Below are 19,906 nucleotides of genomic sequence, written 5' to 3' on the forward strand. Positions count from 1 at the left end.
ATTGGTTACTCCAAATACTTGGCAAGTACGCCTTGTAAGTCTTTTAATTCATTTAATAAAAATGCCACTCTCCGAACGCCAAATTCAGCGATTGCCTTGTTTTCTTGGGCGAGTAAATCGGCAATAATCGGCTCGGCAAAGGCTCGCCCTTTATCGGTAAAATGCAACACCTTTTGGCGTTTGTCTGTATCGCAAGGCTGGCTTATCAACAGACCGTCTTTGATAAATTTTTGGCATAGCGTATTGACCGTTTGTTTGGCGATAAGCTGTTTTTGGGCAATGTGCGACTGACTGCACGCACCGTCCACCCACAGTGTGTAGAGTATGCCAAGCTCGTTGTCGTTTACATTGTGCTTTTTGGCAAATTGAGCATAATCATTCATCATTTGCACAGCGACATCGGCGATTTGGTCTATTTGATTGGGGGTTAATGTATTCATAAAAATAGTCCGAATATTGACTAAGTGGCGTATTTTAGTCAATTTTCGGACGATTTGCAAGGGAATTTTGATTTTAATAAAATAAAAACACCGCTCACATTTTGCAAACGGTGTTTTCATCATCAACGCTTTATCATCACATCTTGCCAATTTGGATTGCGTTTGATTTCATCTAACATTTTGCCTGCATTGACATCATTTTTTAAATGATACATAAACCAAGCGGTCATATAGCCGTCTGCTTTAAACAGCATATCGCCGTGGTCGGTGTTTTTTCTGCGAGCGAAAACCGCCCATTGACCGTTTGGGATTTTGTGATGATTTTCTTGTAGCGATGATAAAGGGGCGATACCGCTATCGGGCTTGCCATTGCCTGCATCAAACAAGCCTGTGCCTGAAACGGCAAAATACGGCACACGGATTTTGCTGATGTCATAATCCCATTTTAAGCCGTTTGCCAACGCCAATTTGGTCGCACTGGAAGTATAAACCGCTTTAAATTGGTGTGAATTGGCAAAACGGGTTGCCCCATTGATTGCCCCCACACCGCCTTGCGAATGACCGCTAATGCCTGCGTTTTTGGTATCCAATTTATTGAAAAATATTGAATTTTTATCGCTGTTTAAGTTATCTAGCACCGCAAGCGATTGACTTGATGACAATCCGCTCCAACTTTCTTTATCATCATTGCCAATCACAACAAAACCAAAGCTTGCCAAATGCTCAAACACCGCTTCGTATTTGTAATACGGCACGCCTGTACCATTGGCGAACACCACAACGGGCAATTTACCATTGATTTGATTGATGTTTTGTGGATACCAGATTTTGTGTTCTTTAAAATAATTTTCGCCACTTGGCACGGTTTGCGAGACAACAGCAAATTGCCCCATTTGCGTGTATTTGGCTTCAATCGGCATTAAGCCTTGTATTTCTTGGGTGTAGCTGACATTAACCACAGGCATACGCTCCCATTTTTCTTTTACGGCGGAGCAGGCGATTAAAGAGACTGCCGTCAAGCTGACAAGCAAAGCGGTTTTTAAAAATTTCATCAAATTTTATCCTAAAAATCAAAACATAACAGGGACTTATTTGAATGCTATTTTAGCCGATTTGTTGCCAAAAGACGAGAAAGTCGCCCAAACTGCGACAAAACGGCAAATTTGTGGCAGTTTTAAAAATCATCTTGATTTTGTTAAAATATCCCTAAATTTGTCCAATCATTTGTTTTGCAATGAAAAATACACTCAACACCCACATCAAAGATTATATCGCCCAATCCTTGATTTTGTTATTAAAACAAAAACCATTTGATGAAATTAAAATCAATGAAATTTGCCAAAAAGCAGGGGTAAACCGCTCATCGTTTTATCGCAATTTTGCCAATAAAGAACAGGCGATTGTGTTTTATTTACAGCTTAATATGTTGCCTGCGTTTTTGGCTCGTCAGCCTTTTACTCGCAACAAGGATATTTTTGTGGCGATATTCCACAGCATTAACGATATGGGCGAAGTTGTGGATTTGTTGTATGTCAATGATTTATCGCACATATTTTTGCAATACATTAAGGATTGTTGCGGGGCAAAACCTGTTTTTGATGATGAGGAAGCCTATCGCACCAGTTTGATTATGGGACTGGTGTTTGGCTCACTTGATGAATGGATACGGCGTGGGCGTGTGCAAACGCCTGATGATATGGCAGATAAAATTGGCGAGCATTTAAAACGGATTGGGGAAAATTGGGACGCATTGTCCGATGAACACCAGCCTGCCAGTACCGAATGAATTGACTTAATGGCTTGTATTTTTAACAAAACATGGGATAATATCGTTTTATTTTAATAAAGGTTTTTTATGAAAACAATCACCCTATTAGGTATCGCCATGACCACCCTAACCTTAACCGCTTGCACCACAACCAATCAAGCCCAAAGCCCTGCTGTCGGTATGGCAAATCCTGCGTCCGAATTTTGTACCAAACAAGGTGGAAAAACCGAAATCCGCAAAAATGCAGACGGCTCAGAATATGGCGTATGCCATTTGCCAAATGGTCAAGTGGTAGAAGAGTGGGAATTTTTCCGCCAACATCAAAAGTAATTTTTGTAATAAAAACACCGTCCAAATGGACGGTGTTTTCTCGTTTAATCTTTCTTTTTGGTAGAAAAATTAAATATCCGATAAATGGGGCAAAAGTTGATAAATGCGGTCAAAACAAACACCGCCCCAATATAGCCCCACACCCCAATCACGCCCATGAACGCCAAAGCCACAAGCAACGCCCCAACCACCAAGCGTAAGATACGGTCAATGCTGTGTAGATTACTTTTCATGATTTTCTCCTAAATGATTTTGGACAAAACAATTGATAAATTAAGACGACACACGATTATAAGGCAACAAGGCAAGCACTCTTGCCATACCACAAAAGCCCGTAACCCCTGCAAATAGTAGCCCTGCCCCGACAAATCCACTCACGCCATAAAACACAGGCGACACAAGCGAGCCTAGCACCACACCAAACAGTATCAGCACCCCTGCCACGATTTGCACTTGCCTTAATAAGACTAATGGGCTGTGTGCGGTCAATGACAGTTGGTAGCCCTGCCTTTTGCCACGCCTGCAAACCGCCGTCCATGATATAAGCGGTGCAATTTGACGTATAAGCGGTGATTTTGTCGGCATTTTGGGCGGTTCTCATGCCTGATAGACAGTGAAAAATCACGATATTTTCGATATTTTCGCCATTTTGACCGCCTTGTGGATTGGCATTGTTGGCGACTTGGTTGGCGATACTGTCTTTATCAAGGCTGTCAATCGGCACGCACACCGCCCCACCAATGTGCATTCGGGCAAATTCATCAGGCGAGCGAATGTCAATGAGTGTCGCCCCCTTGGCGAGTTTTTGGGCGACTTCGTTTGGGCTGATTGTTTGGGGTTTGGGCATGGTTTTTGCTCCTTAGGGACAAAAAATTTCCTTTAAAACCATGATGATACGAGCAACCCTGTCATCACAAATCCGATAATACAAGGTCTGAGACTGCCTGCGATAACTTACCAGTCCTTCATCTCGCATTTTTGCCAAATGCTGGGAGAGTGCCGACTGACTAAGCGTGGTCATCGCATTGATTTGTCCGACACTCATCTCGCCATGCTCTATCAGCAGGCACAGGATTTGCAGGCGGTTTTCGTTTGCCAAAATGCGTAAAAAGTCGCTCGCTTGTTTGGCTTGCTCGGGGAATGTTGCATTGGATACAGTATCATTCATAGTTTAGATTTCTCTAATTTAGTTAATTCTAATATAAAATTTTGCCAAGGTCAAGCGTGTATTTTAAAATAAGCCGTTATTTTTGCCAATAAAAAACACCGCCCATTTTGAACCGACCCCCAAATCTTAGACATAAGATTAAAGGTTAGGTTGTTGCAAGTGGTTGTATTAACCCTAATTGGACTAAGTTTCTGTACTTAACAGGACTTAGTCCTTTTAATTTGCTCTTTATTCTATCATGATTGTAGTAGTGTATGTACTCATCAATCACTTGTTTAAGTTCATCTGTTGATGTAAATGTGGTTGTCTCATAAAATATCTCTTGTTTTAGCGTACCAAAGAAGCTCTCTATCACAGCATTATCCAAACAATTGCCTTTTCTTGACATGCTTTGGGTTAAGCCTTGTTCTTTTAGGGTTTGTTGATACTGGTGCATTTGATAGTGCCAGCCTTGGTCTGAATGAATGATGGGTTTGTCATCCATCTTTTCTTGGCTTAGCTTGGATAGGGCATCATTTAACATCTCTTTGACCAACTCATACGTTGGTCTGTCCTTCATCGTATAACTGACAATCTCACCATTAAACAAGTCGATGATGGGCGATAGGTAGAGTTTTCTTTGAATGACACTGCCATCATTTGCCTTGTCTTGTACTTTAAACTCTGTGATGTCTGTTGCCCACTTTTGATTGGGTTTGTCTGCTTTAAAGTCTCTTTTGAGTATATTGTCCTGAATGGTATCTTTGCCCATTGTGCCTTTGTAAGTATTAAACTTACGTTGACGACGAACCAATGCTTTGAGTCCAAGTTTAGCCATCAGTCGTTGCACTCGTTTATGATTAATGACCATGCCTTTTTGGGCAAGCTGATTGTTAAGCTCTGATGTGATTCTACGATAACCATACCTGCCCTTGTGTTGGTGGTAGATGTGGTTAATGTGTTCTTTTAAGTCAAGGTCTTTGTCAGGCTTTGTACTTTGACGAATGTGGTAATAAAACACACTTCTTGGCAAGTTTGACACTGCCAATAAGTCAGCAAGTTTGTGCTTATGCCTTAATTCTTGGATGATCAGGACTTGTTCTTTGTTTGTACTGATTGTTCCTTTTGACGAATTAAGGCATCTAGCTTTTTTAGATAGTCATTCTCTGCTCTAAGATAGGCAAGTTCATCAAGCAAATCATCCACACTTTTTTCGTGGTCTTGTTTGGTTTTCCAAGTTGATTTGGTTTTATTAGCGTTGTGTTTGTTTGACATTGCTTTTTTGCCTTTGGGTTTGGGTATTAGTCCCATTATACCAAAGGCTTGGTAGGACTTTAACCAAGTTGACAGTAAAGAAGGTTGTGGCAGATTAAGCTCTATGGCAAGTTGTGTAAGCGATTTGCCCTGTTGTATGGCTTGAACGGCATTAAGCTTAAAATCTGTGTCATAGACAGCCTTTGTGTGTCGTCTTTTTATGCCATCAATGCCATGTGCTTGATAGAGTTTAACCCATAGCTCTACGGTTGTGTGGTTTAGATTAAAGTGTTTGGCGGTTTGTTTGTAGCCATGATGATTAAGATAATACCCAATCACAGACAGTTTAAAGTCGGTTGTGTATTTTGCCATAAAAAGCACCCCAAAGGTTAGTGTGTCTAACTTTTGGGGTGCGGTTCAATTTGAGCGATGTTTTCTTTACGCTAATTTTTACAAAGGCTTATGAATCTTAAAGCCGCCGTCCACCAAAATCTCAGCCCCTGTGATGAATTTGACTTCATCGCTTGCCAAAAACAGCGTGGTATGTGCCACATCAAGCGGGTTGCCCATGCGTCCAAGCTGATTAAAGCTGGCGATTTCTGCCAATTTTTCATCGCTGGAATACTGCTTTGCCATAGGGGTCAAAATCGGACCGGGCGATACGGAATTGACACGGATATTGTATTTGCCAAGACGTGAAGCCATGGCACGGGTCAAGGCGTCGACCGCCCCTTTGGACGCCGAATACGAAATGCCCGCAATGCCTTTGCCTGCCACGTGTACGCCTAGGGTATTGATATTGACAATCGAGCTGATGTCGTTTTTCTTCATATAAGGCACAACGGCACAAATCCCCAAAATGCCCCTTCGGCATTGACTTTCATCACTTTTTGCCATTCTTCCAAAGACGCATCTTCGTATTTCCAGTCTTTACCGCCAATGGCAGCGTTATTGACCAAAATATCAATTTTGCCGAATTTCGCCACAACTTCTTGGGTAACTTTTGTCCAAGACTGCTCGTCTGCGATGTCGTGGACAATGCCCAACGCCACATCGCCATACTCGCCTTGAATGTCGGCAACCAAATCTTTAATCGCCTGCTCTTGCACATCGGTAATAATCACGGTCGCACCTTCACGGGCAAACACCCGAGCGGTCGTCTCGCCCATGCCACTGGCGGCACCTGTGATAATGGCGACTTTATTGGTTAATCGTTTCATATTCAATCTCCTTAACTAATTGATTATTTATAAATTATTTTCTTAACCCATACTGATACGGCACGCCCAAATGCTCACGCAAAGTTGAACCTTCATAATCAGCATGATAAATCCCACGCTCCTGCAAAATCGGTACGACTTTTTCCACAAAATCTTGCACGCCTTTTTGGCTGTCGGGGGCGAGCGAAAAGCCGTCTGTTGCCCCTGCTTTGAACCAGTTTTCCATAAAGTCCGCCACATCGGTTGCCGTGCCGACCACCACAGGGTGGTAGTTAATCACGCCATTGGCAAGGGCTTCTTTGGGCGACATACCTTGTTTGATGAGTTCTACCGCTCGTGGCGAGCGTGGGTCGTGTGGGTGCGGTGTCGCCTGATTTTGCAAATGTTTTGGCAAAGGCTCATTCAAATTAAGCCCATGCAAATTCACGCCAATCATCGCCGACAAATAGCGAATTTGCCCATAAAATTCATCATCGCTCATGAAATCAATGAGCTTCATTCTGCGAGCCAACGCTTCTTCATACGTGTCGCCAATCGTGAACATAAATCCGCTAAACATATTGATGTCGTCAGCGTTTCTGCCGTGCTGTATCGCACTTTGTTTGAGTACATTGCGGTAGGCTCGTGCTTCGTCAATCGTAAACGGATTGGCATACACGCCACTGGCAAAACGCCCAGCCAGCTCCACCCCCTCTGGACTTGGGCCTGCCTGAAAAATCGGCGGTTGCCCCTGTGGTGTGGCAGGAATGGGCAATGCCCCTTTGACTTGGTAATGCTTGCCTTGGTAATGGGCAGGCTTGATTTGGCTCATGTCGGCAAACACGCCTGTGGCTTTGTCGGTGATGTAGGCATTTTCGCCAAACCCGCCCCACAAGGTTTGCACCGCTTCCACCATTTCGTGTGCCATTTCGTAGCGTGTGGTCGTATCAGGCAGGGGCTTGTCGCCAAAATTGTAGGCGGTCTCTCGTGTGCCTATGGTAACCGCATTCCAGCCGACACGCCCTTGGCTTAATGTGTCCAGCGTTTTTAATTGACGAGCCAAATTGTAGGGCAGGTTGTAAGTGGTGGAAAAAGTCGCCACCATGCCGATTTTTTGTGTGGCGTAGGCAACGGCAGAGAGCATAACCATGGGTTCAAGCGGAAAGGCAGGCGAACGGGTGGAAATGTCCGTGCCACCGCCCCCCCCACCAAAAGACGGGGTATCAGCGATAAAGAGCGTGTGGATTTTGCCTTTTTCGGCCGTTTTTGCCATTTGGGCATAAAAATCAATGTCGGTATAGGCACGCTCGTTGCTGTCGGCAAGTCGCCACGACTGGAACTCACCGCCATAACCTGAAACCAGTTGTAGGGCAAGTTTCATTTGTTTATTGGCATTGTCAAGATAATCAGCCATGTTATTTCTCTCTTATGGTTAGGGTATGGGGATATTATAGGTTTTTATTTTTAAAATTTGAATGGCGAAAAATGGGAAGTTGGTTTTCGTTTTTGGAAAGATAAATTTTTCAGGCTGCCTGAACACACAAACATCATTTCAATACCTATTGAAATGAAAAGCACGCCCTGCTATACTAACCGCCTATGAATATGAACACCGAACACGCCAGCAAACTGTTTGAAAGTCTTGCTTCGCCCACACGCCTTGCCATTTTCCAAGCCCTGACCGCCGAAGGGGGGCGTGGTATGGTGGCGGGCGATTTGGCAAAACAGCTCAATCTTGCCCCCAATAATCTGTCGTTTCACTTAAAAACTTTGGCAAACGCCAACCTTGTTTACAGTGAACAGCAGGGAAAATTTGTCCGTTATTTCGCCAATTTAGCGATGATGAACGGCTTGATTGAATTTTTATTGCATCGCTGTTGTGAAAACGCAAGCGGTGGCGATTGCGAAAAATTTTGCCAATCGTGTTAGCAAATTTTTTTGCCCATTCATTTCAATAACTCTTGAAATAAGGAACATACTATGCACCCAATCAGCATTTATCACAATCCCAAATGCGGTACTTCTCGCAACACGCTGGCTTTGATTCGCCATTTGGGCATTGAGCCGACCATTATTCATTATCTGGACACCCCGCCCGATGAACGCACATTACGCCAACTGATTGAACAAATGAACATCACGCCCAGAGAGCTTTTACGAAGCAATGTGCCTGAATATCAACAATTTCATTTGGACAACGAGGTGAGCGATAACGACATCATTAAGGCAATGCTGACCGCCCCCATTTTAATCAACCGCCCGATTGTCATCACCGAAAAAGGCGTGCGTTTGTGCCGTCCAAGCGAAGTGTTTTTGAGCATTTCACCTGTGGCATTGCACAGTGATTTTGTCAAAGAAGATGGCGAAATCATCCGCGTACAAGGGGCATAAAATGGGCATTTTTGAACGGTTTTTGAGTGTGTGGGTGGGTTTGGCGATTTTGCTTGGCGTGGGGCTGGGTATTTGGTTTACGCCTTATTTTCAATGGATTGCCACAATGCAGGTGGCTCAAATCAATTTGCCGATTGCGGTGCTGATTTGGCTGATGATTTATCCGATGATGATACAAATTGACTGGCTTGCCATTAAAAATATCCGCCACAATCCCAAAGGGCTGTGGCTGACTTTAACGGTGAATTGGTTGATTAAGCCTTTTACGATGGCACTTGTGGGCTGGTTGTTTTTTAAGGTGTTTTTTGCTGGCTGGGTAGATGAACAATCGGCAAGCGAGTACATTGCAGGTATGATTTTGCTTGGGGTTGCACCTTGTACGGCAATGGTTTTTGTTTGGTCTCAACTGGTCAAAGGCGACCCCAATTACACGCTGGTGCAAGTGTCTTTAAATGATGTGATTATGATTTTTGCCTTTGCCCCGATTGCAGGGCTACTTTTGGGTATGAACGACATCACAATCCCGTGGGACACGCTGTTTTTTAGCGTGTTGCTGTATTTGGTGTTGCCTTTGCTGGTTGGGCTTGCCACTCGCAAATCTTTGCAAGATGAACACAAAATTCGCCAATTCAGCCAGCGTTTTAAGCCTTTGTCTATCTTGGGATTGTTATTGACGGTGGTGCTGTTGTTTGCGTTTCAGGCACAAACCATTGTGGATAAGCCGATGATTATCCTGCTGATTGCCATTCCTTTATTGGTGCAGACTTACGGCATTTTTGCCTTGAGTGCGATTTGGGCAAAATGGCTTAAATTACCCCACGCCATTTCCGCCCCTGCTTGCTTAATCGGCACAAGCAATTTTTTTGAATTGGCGGTGGCGGTGGCGATTGCTTTATTTGGTTTAAATTCAGGGGCGGCATTGGCAACGGTGGTGGGCGTGTTGGTTGAAGTGCCTGTGATGTTGTCGCTGGTGTGGTGGATAAACCGAAAATCGCTGGAAAATAAAGGGGTGTAGGGTTTCAGGTTGCCTGAAAGTTATTTTGTAAAATTTAAAAATAAAAACACCGCTTGAACATCAATCCAAACGGTGTTTTAAATTAACTGACTTTTAATTCCGCCCAAGCCCTTTTGATGATTTCTTGACTGGCTTGTAATGCCAAAAATGCCAAAACAAACGCCACAATTAAATCAGGATATTTTGATTGAAAAAAATAAACTGCCATACCCGCTAAAATTACCGCCACATTACCAATCGCATCGTTTCGGGAACACACCCACACACTGCGGACATTGCTGTCGCCATCACGAAATTTTAATAATATCAACAATGCCGACACATTGACCAATAACGCCAAAAATCCCACAATGCTCATTTCAGAATAACTGGGCATTTCCCCATAAAACACACGATAAATGGTTGTCATTAAAATAAATAAACCAAAACCGCCCATCGTTAGCCCCTTAACCATAGATGCTTTGGCTCGGTAACTTAACGCCATTGGCAAAACAATCAAACTTATCAAATAATTGGCACTGTCGCCCAAGAAATCCAAACTGTCCGACAACAGCGAAGTTGAACCTGATTTAACCCCCATCACAATTTCCACAAAAAACATTGATAAATTTAATATCAAGACAATCCACAAGGCTTTTTTGTACTTGGGCGATTGATGAATGGGCTGATTTGAACCACAACAATTTTGGCACGCCATTTTTTTTGCTCCTGTTTTAAGATGAAATTTGCTATACTATAAACTCCGTAGTCATTACAGGGTCAAGCCAAAATGTCAAAATTTTTTAAAATAAAACAAGCCAGTGAACAAACAGGCGTACATTTGGAAACCATTCGTTATTATGAAAAACAAGGCTTAATCGCCCCTACACATCAACAAAACGGCTATCGTGTGTTTGATGAAAATCAGTTAGAACAATTACGCTTTATTAAAACTTGCCGTAATATCGGTCTTTCTTTAAGTAACATCAAAACGCTGTTGCAATTACAACAAACGCCTAACAAACAATGCAATGAAATCAATGCACTTGCCGAGCAACATTTGGCATATTTGGACGAACAAATCACAGAACTACAACAAGTTAAAACTTTTCTAATGCAATTTGTGGGTTGTGAAAATAAAACGGTTGATAAGTGTCAGATTATTCAAGGTATTAAAGAAAAAGAATAGCGGAATATTTTTTCAGGCAGCCTGAAACCTTTTTCCATTATGGGTTTGATTTTGACGGTGATGTTGCTGTTTGCCTTTCAAACCCAAACCATTATTGCCAATCCCTTGATTATTTTGCTGATTGCCATTCCCTTGCTGGCACAGACTTACGGCATTTTTGCCTTGGCTCACGTTTTGGCAAAATGGCTCAAATTACCACACGAAATTTCCGCCCCTGCGTGCTTGATTGGCACGAGTAATTTTTTTGAATTGGCGGTGGCGGTGGCGATTGCTTTATTTGGTTTAAATTCAGGGGCGGCATTGGCAACGGTGGTGGGCGTGTTGGTTGAAGTGCCTGTGATGTTGTCGCTGGTGTGGTGGATAAACCGAAAATCGCTGGAAAATAAAGGGGTGTAGGTTTTTAGGCTGCCTGAAAAATCCAATGCCGTCTTAAAATCACAAACCTTTAAGACGGCATAAAAAACACCGCTTTATCAAAAGCGGTGCTTTTGCCTTATTGCCCCTACTGTTTTAGCCAATCTTCCATCAGCTTAATTTCAGGCTCTTGGGCATTGATGATTTGCTTTGCCAAATCTTGCATTGCTTTATCTTTGCCGTATTCTAATTGCACTTTTGCCATATTGACCGCTCCCTTGTGGTGGGGAATCATCGCTTTGGCAAAGGCGACATCAGGGTCGGTCTCATAAATTGCCGTCATCATTTCGCCGTGTGAATTGTCCAAGGCATAGGCTTTGGCGTGTGGGGCGTTGGCGTTTTGGGTGGTCGTGTCTTTGCCATTCAGCCAGCCATTCATCAAGTCAATTTCGGCTTGTTGTCCATCAATAATCGCTTGGGCAAGCTTTCGCATTGTTTCGTCTTTGCCAAATTCAAGCTGTACTTTTGCCATCTCAACTGCTCCGATATGGTGCGGAATCATACCTTTGGCAAAAGCGGTATCAGCATCGGCAAGATTGCCCGCTTTGCTCATCTCATCGCCCATCTTGTTCATCATTGCAAGATAGGCTTGGGTATGGGGCGGAGCATTTTGAGTGTCCATCGCCATAGCAGAGTGGTTCATATTGGCGTGGTTCATCTCTGCGTGCCCGTTTTGGTTATTTGGGCTGTCGTGGGTGGTTTGGGTGTGGTTATTGTCGCCTACCATCGAGTGCGTCGGCACTTCGTTTTTGCCGTCGGCACAAGCGGTTAAAGTCGCCAAAACAACAGCGGCAACGACAAGATGTACGGCACGGTTTTTGATGAATGTCATTGGATTCTCCTTGTCAAAATGGGCATTGATAACATTGGGCAAATGACAGATTCGCCCAATGTCCATTTCACTATTTGGTTTTACGATTCACACGCACAGCCGTTGCAAGTGCAGTCATCACAAATGCACGGCTCGCCATTTTGGCAGTTGCATTTTGGATTGCAATTTTGCCCTGTGCAAGATTGGCAACCGCAGTGGGCGTTTGGGTTTTTGATGATGTCGTTCATAACAATTCTCCAAATTAAAGGTTGATTATCAAAACAAAAACCGTTTTTAAACCACTAAAAACATTGCTTTTTTGTTTTAATGAGCGTATTATAAAGTCTAACCTTATGTTAGGGTCAAGGGTTATTTTTACTTGATAACATTTTTTTACACACCACTCAATAAGGAACAACAATGAACATCGGACAAGCGTCTAAATCTACCCAACTTTCCGTCAAACAAATCCGTGATTATGAAAAAGCAGACTTATTAATTAACCCATCACGCAGTGAAGCAGGTTATCGGATTTATAACTCCAATGACATCGCTCGGCTAAAATTCATCGCCAAAGCCCGCAGCGTCGGTTTTTCGCTTGCACAGATTGGCGAGCTTTTGGCACTGCAAGACAATCCACACCGCACAAGTGCTCAGGTCAAAACGCTCACCGCCAGTCATATTGATTTTTTATCCAATAAAATCAAAGAATTAAAATCAATGCAACACACCCTGCAAGCGTGGAGCGATGCCTGCGGGGGCGATGACAATCCCGACTGCCCCATCTTAAAAGGCTTGAGCGATTTTTAACCACTATCAAAGCAGATGAATGCCATAGCTTGATAACAGCCGTGCATAACCATAAAAAACTTATTTCAAATTCGCCTGATAAAACTCGGTTAATTTATCAACCACTTGGCTGACACAATTATCTTGGTCGTATAAATCCATATGCCCAGCCCCTTTATCCAACAGCACATCGCCTTTGGCGTGGGTGCGTGTCAGGGCGATGACGGTTGCCCCTTGCATTTTGGCGATTTGGATTGCCGCCAAGCCGACCGAACTGGTTGCACCGCCCAGCACCACGACATCGCCTTTTTGCAGTTTGCCAAATTCCAACAGTCCGCCATAAGCGGTAACAAACGCCATCCAACTGGCGGACGCTTGCTCCATTGTCAGCGTGTCGGGGTGCTTGGCCACGGCGTGTTTGGGCATATTGACCAGCTCGCCATAAGTGCCGTATTCGGTAAACATAAAGGACGGAATGACGCTGACCTTATCGCCAATGGCAAATTCGCTCACGCCATTGCCAATCGCTGTTACCACGCCTGCCCCTTCGTAGCCCAAAATCGCAGGGAACACAGGGTCAATCACATACGCCCCTTCACGGTACATCATCTCGGCACGGTTTAAACCAATGGCGTGGATTTGGATTTGTACTTCATCGGCTTTGGGGGCGGGGATTTGTACGTCATTTGTACGTCAACGATTTGCAGGACATCAGGCGAACCTGTTTTGGTAAATTGAATTTGTTTGCTCATTTTTTTCTCTTTAAGTAAATATTGATTTAATCGTGGAAAAACACGGTTTCGCCTTGTGGGGCTCTGGGCTGACGAATGTCATTGGCTGGCGATTGGCTATCAGGTTTACCAAAAGACACGCCCACCATCAACTGATAATCATCAGATACGCCAAACTCTTCTCGTACCACATCAGGATACATCGCCAACAATAGCTGTGGCACGCTACCAAAACCACGAGCAGTCAAAGACAACATAAAGGTTTGTACAATCATACCCACATCCATTGCCGAAAACACATTGTCGCCAATTTTGGGCATAAAGAAAAAAGCACAATGCGGTGCACCATAAAAACGCACATTCTCTTCGGCAAAATTTTTACGACCTTCTTTATCGGCACGAGAGATATTAAAAGCATCGTACAGGCGTTTGTAGGCATCACGCATACGCTCTTCATATACGCCGACAAAATTGGCTTGGTCATAACCAAAATCAGGGTTTGGCGTGCCATTTCTAAACCGCTCAACCAATTTATCGGACAAACGAGCCAATGCATCACCCGACACAATATGAATTTGCCAAGGCTGGGCATTGACCGCAGACGGGGAACGCAAGGTATCATCAAGTACCGCACCAATGTCGGCTTTGGATAAAGTTTCGGGCAAAAACTCACGAATGGATTGGCGAGTTTGAACGGCGGTTGAAAAATCAAGCATAAATTACTCCAAATAAATGATTTTGTTTAGGACGTGTTAAATTTACATCTTATTTTATAAAATGTTATCAATGTTCAATACGTCCAAAGATAATGCCTATTTTAAAACAATATTAAATTTGTTAAAATAACATAAACAACAAAACTCTTTTGCTAAATTAGCATAAATAGTTTTGATAAGACAAAAAAACCGCTTTTATTTAAAAAACGGTGTTTTTTATTATGTAAAATTAGTATTCAAGTGGTGTGTATTCAACAGGTACCCAAGAATGAACCGACCCCCAAATCTTAGACATAAGATTAAAGGTTAGGTTGTTGCAAGTGGTTGTATTAACCCTAATTGGACTAAGTTTCTGTACTTAACAGGACTTAGTCCTTTTAATTTGCTCTTTATTCTATCATGATTGTAGTAGTGTATGTACTCATCAATCACTTGTTTAAGTTCATCTGTTGATGTAAATGTGGTTGTCTCATAAAATATCTCTTGTTTTAGCGTACCAAAGAAGCTCTCTATCACAGCATTATCCAAACAATTGCCTTTTCTTGACATGCTTTGGGTTAAGCCTTGTTCTTTTAGGGTTTGTTGATACTGGTGCATTTGATAGTGCCAGCCTTGGTCTGAATGAATGATGGGTTTGTCATCCATCTTTTCTTGGCTTAGCTTGGATAGGGCATCATTTAACATCTCTTTGACCAACTCATACGTTGGTCTGTCCTTCATCGTATAACTGACAATCTCACCATTAAACAAGTCGATGATGGGCGATAGGTAGAGTTTTCTTTGAATGACACTGCCATCATTTGCCTTGTCTTGTACTTTAAACTCTGTGATGTCTGTTGCCCACTTTTGATTGGGTTTGTCTGCTTTAAAGTCTCTTTTGAGTATATTGTCCTGAATGGTATCTTTGCCCATTGTGCCTTTGTAAGTATTAAACTTACGTTGACGACGAACCAATGCTTTGAGTCCAAGTTTAGCCATCAGTCGTTGCACTCGTTTATGATTAATGACCATGCCTTTTTGGGCAAGCTGATTGTTAAGCTCTGATGTGATTCTACGATAACCATACCTGCCCTTGTGTTGGTGGTAGATGTGGTTAATGTGTTCTTTTAAGTCAAGGTCTTTGTCAGGCTTTGTACTTTGACGAATGTGGTAATAAAACACACTTCTTGGCAAGTTTGACACTGCCAATAAGTCAGCAAGTTTGTGCTTATGCCTTAATTCTTGGATGATCAGGACTTGTTCTTTGTTTGTACTGATTGTTCCTTTTGACGAATTAAGGCATCTAGCTTTTTTAGATAGTCATTCTCTGCTCTAAGATAGGCAAGTTCATCAAGCAAATCATCCACACTTTTTTCGTGGTCTTGTTTGGTTTTCCAAGTTGATTTGGTTTTATTAGCGTTGTGTTTGTTTGACATTGCTTTTTTGCCTTTGGGTTTGGGTATTAGTCCCATTATACCAAAGGCTTGGTAGGACTTTAACCAAGTTGACAGTAAAGAAGGTTGTGGCAGATTAAGCTCTATGGCAAGTTGTGTAAGCGATTTGCCCTGTTGTATGGCTTGAACGGCATTAAGCTTAAAATCTGTGTCATAGACAGCCTTTGTGTGTCGTCTTTTTATGCCATCAATGCCATGTGCTTGATAGAGTTTAACCCATAGCTCTACGGTTGTGTGGTTTAGATTAAAGTGTTTGGCGGTTTGTTTGTAGCCATGATGATTAAGATAATACCCAATCACAGACAGTTTAAAGTCGGTTGTGTATTTTGCCATAAAAAGCACCCCAAAGGTTAGTGTGTCTAACTTTTGGGGTGCGGTTCAGAATAGCCCTTTTTCTCTTGGCGAATATGCCCAAGTCCTGGGAATGGCAAGTGAGCCCCTGCAATCCAAGTTTTGTTTTTGGCAAGTTTTGGAAACATCGCCAATCGGCTGGCACGAGCTGATTTTGCATTCACATCAAACTCGGCTGCCACACTTGGTTCAGGCAGTTGCAAGGCGTGGTTGTGCAACAAATCGCCCCACACAAACAATTTTTCGCCTTTTGATGAGACTTCCACACTGCTATGACCTGGGGTATGCCCTGTGGTTGGCACGGATTTGAAATTTGGGATAATTTCATCGCCCAAATTATAATATTTCACACGCCCTGCCGCCGCATAAGGAGCAACCGCATCTCGTGTCTATTGGGCATATTTTTGGGTATGCTCTGGCATTTGGCTGATAGGCGTGTCTAACCAAAAGGCTTTTTCTTGATTGGCAATATAAACGGTTGCATTTGGAAATTCCATTTTGCCATTGCGAGTTACGCCACTAAAATGGTCAAAATGCAAATGCGTTGGAATAATGGTATCCACCTGTTCAGGGCGATAGCCTGATTTAATCAAACTTTCGGCTAATTTACCCACTTTATCATCAAACACATCACCAGAACCTGCGTCAAGTAGCACCAAATTTTTGCCTGTGTTAATCAAATACCCCGTAACAGCCGTTTGTACGCCACCATCTGGAAGCATTGGACGAAATTGCCCTGAAATCAACTCATCTAATTGTTTTTTGGTTAATTTGGTAAACTGTTGATAAACAGGTGTACCAATGGACAAATAACCGTCATACAAAGCGGTAACTTCATAATCGCCAAGCATCATACGATAGTAGCCGTCCACTTGGGTGCGTTTTTGTGCTACGGCATTTTCTGTGGGTTGATAAACTGCGTGTGAATGCGAATGCGTACCGTGAGCCATTGCCACCGAGCTAAAAAGCGAGCCTGCAAGCAATAACGCCGTGCTGATTTTGGATAATGTTTTCATAAAAAACCTTATTAAAATAATGAATAATAGATAAAGCAAAATGCCCTATCCTGTGAAGTGAGCATATTGTAATGGCTTTTTAAATTTGTTAAAATAGCAACAATAACAAAACACCTATGCCAAAACCGCACAAATGAACCCCAAAAACACCACACTCCACGCCCTAGAAATTTTTTTAGCCGTAGCCCGTGAAAAAAACTTTTCCGAAGTCGCCCGCCAGTACGATGTGGCAAATTCGGTCATTTCTCGGCAAATCAAGCAGTTAGAAGACGATTTTGGGCAAACCTTATTTTACCGTAGCACAAGGGCGATGAGTTTGACGCAGGCGGGGGAAGTTTTTGCCACGCACGCCAAAGCGATTTTGGGCGAATTTTCCCATTTGACTGACAAATTAAACGATAAAAATCAAGAACCTAATGGCATTATCCACATCAACGCCCCTGTATTTTTTGGGCAAAAACACATCGTCCCACATTTGGGCGAACTTGCCAAACGCTATCCCAAATTGCAAATTCATTTAAGCCAAACCGATGATTTTATTGACCCTTATAGCCAAATCGCCGATATGATTGTGCGGGTTGCCGTGCCGACCGACAGCAATTTAAAGCAAAAAATCATCGCCCGCCAACGCCATTTTTTGCTGGCGTCCCCTGCGTATTTGGCGAAATTTGGCACGCCCAAAACGGTTGCTGATTTGGCAAATCATCAGGGGCTTTTTTATCGTGGGCAGTTGGGGTTATTGCGTTGGCGAGAAAAGGCAAGCCAACAAGTGATTAAGGTGCAAGAAAGTTTTGTAAGCAATAACGGCAACAGCCTGATTGAAATGGCAGTTGCTGGAAACGGCATTGTGGCGATGCCTGATTGGGCGGTGGTGGACGAAATCCGCTCGGGCAAACTTATTCCCATTTTGGCGGACACGCCCATTTCCAGCGACAATCAAGAGATTTGTGTTGCCATACTCACGCCACAAAGTGCTTATCGCCCTGTCAATGTACAGGCGGTTATGGATTTTTTAGTAGAAAAATGGAATCAGGGGGAAGATTGGCGGGTTTAATTTTTATAGCAAAAAACACCGCCTATCCCACGATAAACGGTGCATTCATTTAACTTAATGTTTGCCTAATTGCCCTTGCAATTTCATAGGCTAAATTCACAGGCACGGCATTGCCAATCATTTTATAAGCATCATTTAAATTTTGATAAATAAACACAAAATCATCAGGAAATCCCTGCACCCTTGCCACTTCTCTCACCGTCGTTCGCCGATATAAATGCTCTTTGCCTGCCACAAATTCAAATTTATCGGCTTCTACTTTTTGCATTTTGGGAGCATTAGGGTGTAATTGGCATTGTCGCCCAGACGCTTGCACCGTAAAACCTTGCTCATGCCACGCTTTGACACGATTTCTGCTCATAAACATAGGAGAAAAACCGCCAACAAAATATTCATTGTGATTGATTGCTTGGGGGTTTTTCTTATTATTATCCAAAGCAGGAATGGCGGTATCTTGCAAATCCCAAATAATGTCTTTTAATGTGATTTTATCTTTATCATTAATGGTTGAGCCAACTGGAAATTCAAAATCAATGTTTAAATCTTTACGAAAACCAATATAAAAAACCCGTTTTCGCTCTTGTGCCACGCCATAATCTTTGGCATTAACCATAGTTAAAGTAACATCATAACCACAATCATCAAACATTTTTAAAATATTTTGCACCGCTTGATTGTGGCGATTGGCAAGCATTCCACTCACATTTTCTGCCAAAAAGAATTTGGGCTGTTTGTTTTTTAAAATACGAATATAATCAAAAATAATTGACCACGAGCATCATCAATCCCACGCAACGCCCCAGCTTCCGACCACGATTGGCAAGGAGGCCCGCCAATAATTCCGTCAATATCATCAGGAAAATCGCTTTCTTTGATTTGACGAATATCGCCTTCTATTAGGTGTGTGTCGGGGTGATTGGCTTTAAAGGTCGCCCAAATGGCTTTGTCATACTCATTGGCAACAGGTATCTTAAACCCTGCTTTCTTAAAGCCCAAATCAAGCCCACCACAGCCACTAAATAAACTGATGATTTTCATAAGATATAGATAAATTATTTTTTAAAACGGATGAGTTTTGCTGGTTTTAACTGAGCCGGATTATTGGGGTTTTTGATAAGCACATCCACAATCTCAAATCCGTCAATCTGACCGATAAGCGACTCAATCATCGCCACATTGTCAAAACTTTGGTATTTTTGTTGATTGATGAGACACATAAAAATTAAACTCGCTATTATCGTCCCTTTGATAGACATAGTCAAACACTTTAAAGGGGCTGGCGATAGACCACATGCCACGCACTCGCAAATCAGTAATGCCAAGCGGGTCTATCCTTTTGACTTTGGCAAGCTCATTTGTGGGTGTAAATTCTATATTAGGAATACTCTTAACGCCAAGCGATATGGCATCTCGCACCCGTTCATAAACGGATTGGTCAGCACAATAATCATCGCCATAGACCATACACAGACTTTGCAAGCGGTTGTTTGGGGCAACACCAATCACATAAATAATGTCCTTTTCCTGCCAATCTGGCTCGCACGTTTTGCACGCTTGGGTAATTAGGGGAGAGCTGGCGTGCAGTTTATTTTTGGGGTATGAACTGTTTAGTGCCAATGTGGCGTTTTTGCCGATGACTTTCTTGACTTCTATGGCATCGCCGTGCTTTAAAATCATGTCGGGCGGATTATTTTGATTGCCAAGATAGCTAAATGTTTGGCTAAGTTTGATTAAGCGGTCGTTTTCATCGGTACTGTCTAGCGTATCGGCAAAAACGTCTTTTATCCACTCTTCTAATGCCCCGCCCATTTAGTTGGCACGATTTAGTCCGTGGCTTTGGCGGTGTAATTCACCCCCAAATGACGTAACAATGCGATAA

31 protein-coding genes and 2 pseudogenes are annotated in these 19,906 nt (G+C 42.8%); 9 read left to right on the top strand and 24 right to left on the bottom strand.

Annotated features, from left to right (window positions below):
- Positions 1-5: 5 nt before the first annotated feature.
- Together AAHK14_RS01910 and AAHK14_RS01915 are read right to left on the bottom strand one after the other, a co-directional pair.
- Complete coding sequence (locus tag AAHK14_RS01910; protein ID WP_065255712.1) at positions 6-440, bottom strand: MarR family transcriptional regulator; 435 nt, start codon at positions 438-440, stop codon at positions 6-8.
- 122 nt (positions 441-562) lie between these two features.
- The gene (locus tag AAHK14_RS01915) at positions 563-1,492 is read right to left on the bottom strand and encodes an alpha/beta hydrolase (protein ID WP_065255711.1); all 930 of its coding nucleotides are present in this window, start codon (positions 1,490-1,492) and stop codon (positions 563-565) included.
- A 182-nt stretch (positions 1,493-1,674) separates the two neighbouring features.
- On the opposite strand from AAHK14_RS01915, the gene AAHK14_RS01920 reads away from it, so the two are divergent.
- Both AAHK14_RS01920 and AAHK14_RS01925 read left to right on the top strand, forming a co-directional pair.
- A complete protein-coding gene (locus tag AAHK14_RS01920) occupies positions 1,675-2,226 on the top strand; it encodes a TetR/AcrR family transcriptional regulator (RefSeq protein WP_065255710.1) in 552 nt (183 codons plus the stop codon).
- 69 nt (positions 2,227-2,295) lie between these two features.
- On the top strand, positions 2,296-2,538 hold the full coding sequence (locus AAHK14_RS01925; protein ID WP_065255709.1) for a DUF333 domain-containing protein: 243 nt from the start codon (positions 2,296-2,298) through the stop codon (positions 2,536-2,538).
- A gap of 44 nt (positions 2,539-2,582) precedes the next feature.
- Here AAHK14_RS01925 and AAHK14_RS01930 read toward each other — a convergent pair whose 3' ends face one another.
- The 8 genes and pseudogenes from AAHK14_RS01930 to AAHK14_RS01965 all read right to left on the bottom strand — a co-directional run bounded on the left by AAHK14_RS01930 (position 2,583) and on the right by AAHK14_RS01965 (position 7,552).
- Entirely contained in the window at positions 2,583-2,771 is a 189-nt protein-coding gene (locus tag AAHK14_RS01930; protein ID WP_065255708.1) for a DUF2892 domain-containing protein, read from the bottom strand.
- A gap of 40 nt (positions 2,772-2,811) precedes the next feature.
- Positions 2,812-3,123: a DUF2892 domain-containing protein gene (locus AAHK14_RS01935; protein ID WP_228707376.1), complete on the bottom strand. Its 312-nt coding sequence runs from the start codon at positions 3,121-3,123 to the stop codon at positions 2,812-2,814.
- Positions 3,104-3,385: pseudogene (locus AAHK14_RS01940) on the bottom strand (rhodanese-like domain-containing protein); the annotation flags it as partial. The pseudogene AAHK14_RS01940 and the gene AAHK14_RS01935, both read right to left, overlap by 20 nt.
- A 12-nt stretch (positions 3,386-3,397) precedes the next feature.
- The gene (locus AAHK14_RS01945; RefSeq protein ID WP_062499845.1) at positions 3,398-3,706 is read right to left on the bottom strand and encodes a metalloregulator ArsR/SmtB family transcription factor; all 309 of its coding nucleotides are present in this window, start codon (positions 3,704-3,706) and stop codon (positions 3,398-3,400) included.
- A 145-nt stretch (positions 3,707-3,851) separates the two neighbouring features.
- The gene (locus AAHK14_RS01950) at positions 3,852-4,802 is read right to left on the bottom strand and encodes an IS3 family transposase (RefSeq protein ID WP_115246899.1); all 951 of its coding nucleotides are present in this window, start codon (positions 4,800-4,802) and stop codon (positions 3,852-3,854) included.
- Positions 4,775-5,311, bottom strand: a complete 537-nt coding sequence (locus AAHK14_RS01955; RefSeq protein ID WP_065256690.1) for a helix-turn-helix domain-containing protein — start codon at positions 5,309-5,311, stop codon at positions 4,775-4,777. Before AAHK14_RS01955 ends, AAHK14_RS01950 begins: the two co-directional genes overlap by 28 nt.
- A gap of 159 nt (positions 5,312-5,470) precedes the next feature.
- Positions 5,471-6,159 (bottom strand): annotated as a pseudogene (locus tag AAHK14_RS01960) (SDR family oxidoreductase); the annotation flags it as partial.
- Between the two features lie 34 nt (positions 6,160-6,193).
- On the bottom strand, positions 6,194-7,552 hold the full coding sequence (locus AAHK14_RS01965; protein WP_194092745.1) for an NtaA/DmoA family FMN-dependent monooxygenase: 1,359 nt from the start codon (positions 7,550-7,552) through the stop codon (positions 6,194-6,196).
- Between the two features lie 191 nt (positions 7,553-7,743).
- Here AAHK14_RS01965 and AAHK14_RS01970 point away from each other — a divergent pair, with 191 nt between their 5' ends.
- Genes AAHK14_RS01970 through arsB form a run of 3 tightly spaced genes read left to right on the top strand, consistent with a single transcriptional unit; the run spans position 7,744 to position 9,544 of the window.
- The gene (locus tag AAHK14_RS01970; RefSeq protein ID WP_034293588.1) at positions 7,744-8,067 is read left to right on the top strand and encodes a metalloregulator ArsR/SmtB family transcription factor; all 324 of its coding nucleotides are present in this window, start codon (positions 7,744-7,746) and stop codon (positions 8,065-8,067) included.
- Between the two features lie 51 nt (positions 8,068-8,118).
- Positions 8,119-8,529 carry an arsenate reductase (glutaredoxin) gene (gene arsC, locus AAHK14_RS01975; RefSeq protein ID WP_062499838.1) on the top strand — a complete coding sequence of 137 codons (411 nt, stop codon included), beginning with the start codon at positions 8,119-8,121 and terminating at the stop codon, positions 8,527-8,529.
- On the top strand, positions 8,498-9,544 hold the full coding sequence (arsB, locus tag AAHK14_RS01980; protein WP_196761081.1) for an ACR3 family arsenite efflux transporter: 1,047 nt from the start codon (positions 8,498-8,500) through the stop codon (positions 9,542-9,544). Before arsC ends, arsB begins: the two co-directional genes overlap by 32 nt.
- Positions 9,545-9,626: 82 nt before the next feature.
- Here the strand turns inward: arsB and AAHK14_RS01985 are convergent, their stop codons facing one another.
- Positions 9,627-10,241, bottom strand: a complete 615-nt coding sequence (locus AAHK14_RS01985) for a cation diffusion facilitator family transporter (RefSeq protein ID WP_039195096.1) — start codon at positions 10,239-10,241, stop codon at positions 9,627-9,629.
- Between the two features lie 72 nt (positions 10,242-10,313).
- Here AAHK14_RS01985 and AAHK14_RS01990 point away from each other — a divergent pair, with 72 nt between their 5' ends.
- Both AAHK14_RS01990 and AAHK14_RS01995 read left to right on the top strand, forming a co-directional pair.
- The gene (locus tag AAHK14_RS01990) at positions 10,314-10,712 is read left to right on the top strand and encodes a Cd(II)/Pb(II)-responsive transcriptional regulator (protein WP_010907411.1); all 399 of its coding nucleotides are present in this window, start codon (positions 10,314-10,316) and stop codon (positions 10,710-10,712) included.
- Between the two features lie 39 nt (positions 10,713-10,751).
- Positions 10,752-11,108: an arsenic resistance protein gene (locus AAHK14_RS01995; protein ID WP_083108085.1), complete on the top strand. Its 357-nt coding sequence runs from the start codon at positions 10,752-10,754 to the stop codon at positions 11,106-11,108.
- Positions 11,109-11,214: 106 nt separating this feature from the next.
- On the opposite strand, the gene AAHK14_RS02000 is transcribed toward AAHK14_RS01995, so the two are convergent.
- Both AAHK14_RS02000 and AAHK14_RS02005 read right to left on the bottom strand, forming a co-directional pair.
- The gene (locus tag AAHK14_RS02000; RefSeq protein WP_065255967.1) at positions 11,215-11,958 is read right to left on the bottom strand and encodes a DUF305 domain-containing protein; all 744 of its coding nucleotides are present in this window, start codon (positions 11,956-11,958) and stop codon (positions 11,215-11,217) included.
- A gap of 80 nt (positions 11,959-12,038) precedes the next feature.
- Positions 12,039-12,185 (bottom strand): hypothetical protein, encoded by a 147-nt coding sequence (locus tag AAHK14_RS02005; RefSeq protein ID WP_167346553.1) that lies wholly within the window; start codon positions 12,183-12,185, stop codon positions 12,039-12,041.
- A 172-nt stretch (positions 12,186-12,357) separates the two neighbouring features.
- Between AAHK14_RS02005 and cueR the strand changes: the two genes are divergently transcribed.
- The gene (cueR, locus tag AAHK14_RS02010; protein WP_062499830.1) at positions 12,358-12,747 is read left to right on the top strand and encodes a Cu(I)-responsive transcriptional regulator; all 390 of its coding nucleotides are present in this window, start codon (positions 12,358-12,360) and stop codon (positions 12,745-12,747) included.
- Between the two features lie 60 nt (positions 12,748-12,807).
- Here the strand turns inward: cueR and AAHK14_RS02015 are convergent, their stop codons facing one another.
- The 7 genes from AAHK14_RS02015 to AAHK14_RS02045 form a co-directional block, all read right to left on the bottom strand.
- The gene (locus AAHK14_RS02015) at positions 12,808-13,335 is read right to left on the bottom strand and encodes an alcohol dehydrogenase catalytic domain-containing protein (protein WP_253842401.1); all 528 of its coding nucleotides are present in this window, start codon (positions 13,333-13,335) and stop codon (positions 12,808-12,810) included.
- Positions 13,336-13,346: 11 nt separating this feature from the next.
- Positions 13,347-13,478, bottom strand: a complete 132-nt coding sequence (locus tag AAHK14_RS02020; protein WP_255518666.1) for a hypothetical protein — start codon at positions 13,476-13,478, stop codon at positions 13,347-13,349.
- A 26-nt stretch (positions 13,479-13,504) separates the two neighbouring features.
- On the bottom strand, positions 13,505-14,173 hold the full coding sequence (locus AAHK14_RS02025) for a nitroreductase (RefSeq protein WP_065255968.1): 669 nt from the start codon (positions 14,171-14,173) through the stop codon (positions 13,505-13,507).
- A gap of 306 nt (positions 14,174-14,479) precedes the next feature.
- The gene (locus AAHK14_RS02030; RefSeq protein ID WP_115246899.1) at positions 14,480-15,430 is read right to left on the bottom strand and encodes an IS3 family transposase; all 951 of its coding nucleotides are present in this window, start codon (positions 15,428-15,430) and stop codon (positions 14,480-14,482) included.
- A complete protein-coding gene (locus AAHK14_RS02035) occupies positions 15,403-15,939 on the bottom strand; it encodes a helix-turn-helix domain-containing protein (RefSeq protein WP_065256690.1) in 537 nt (178 codons plus the stop codon). The genes AAHK14_RS02030 and AAHK14_RS02035 overlap by 28 nt, the downstream gene beginning before the upstream one ends.
- Before the next feature lie 26 nt (positions 15,940-15,965).
- Complete coding sequence (locus AAHK14_RS02040; protein ID WP_216635284.1) at positions 15,966-16,307, bottom strand: hypothetical protein; 342 nt, start codon at positions 16,305-16,307, stop codon at positions 15,966-15,968.
- Positions 16,308-16,346: 39 nt separating this feature from the next.
- Entirely contained in the window at positions 16,347-16,973 is a 627-nt protein-coding gene (locus AAHK14_RS02045) for an MBL fold metallo-hydrolase (RefSeq protein WP_197035883.1), read from the bottom strand.
- A 133-nt stretch (positions 16,974-17,106) separates the two neighbouring features.
- Between AAHK14_RS02045 and AAHK14_RS02050 the strand changes: the two genes are divergently transcribed.
- The gene (locus AAHK14_RS02050) at positions 17,107-18,027 is read left to right on the top strand and encodes a LysR family transcriptional regulator (protein ID WP_065255737.1); all 921 of its coding nucleotides are present in this window, start codon (positions 17,107-17,109) and stop codon (positions 18,025-18,027) included.
- A 49-nt stretch (positions 18,028-18,076) separates the two neighbouring features.
- Here AAHK14_RS02050 and AAHK14_RS02055 read toward each other — a convergent pair whose 3' ends face one another.
- From AAHK14_RS02055 to AAHK14_RS02070, 4 genes are read right to left on the bottom strand one after another with little or no spacing between them, the layout of a single operon-like run.
- Complete coding sequence (locus tag AAHK14_RS02055) at positions 18,077-18,742, bottom strand: DNA cytosine methyltransferase (RefSeq protein WP_264753548.1); 666 nt, start codon at positions 18,740-18,742, stop codon at positions 18,077-18,079.
- Positions 18,743-18,765: 23 nt separating this feature from the next.
- Positions 18,766-19,065 (bottom strand): DNA (cytosine-5-)-methyltransferase, encoded by a 300-nt coding sequence (gene dcm, locus AAHK14_RS02060; RefSeq protein ID WP_264753549.1) that lies wholly within the window; start codon positions 19,063-19,065, stop codon positions 18,766-18,768.
- Between the two features lie 14 nt (positions 19,066-19,079).
- Positions 19,080-19,244: a hypothetical protein gene (locus AAHK14_RS02065; protein ID WP_227514675.1), complete on the bottom strand. Its 165-nt coding sequence runs from the start codon at positions 19,242-19,244 to the stop codon at positions 19,080-19,082.
- Positions 19,207-19,836 carry an NgoPII family restriction endonuclease gene (locus tag AAHK14_RS02070; RefSeq protein WP_227514677.1) on the bottom strand — a complete coding sequence of 210 codons (630 nt, stop codon included), beginning with the start codon at positions 19,834-19,836 and terminating at the stop codon, positions 19,207-19,209. Before AAHK14_RS02070 ends, AAHK14_RS02065 begins: the two co-directional genes overlap by 38 nt.
- Positions 19,837-19,906 lie beyond the last annotated feature (70 nt).

The organism is Moraxella sp. K1664, from assembly GCF_039693965.1.
GTDB lineage: Bacteria > Pseudomonadota > Gammaproteobacteria > Pseudomonadales > Moraxellaceae > Moraxella.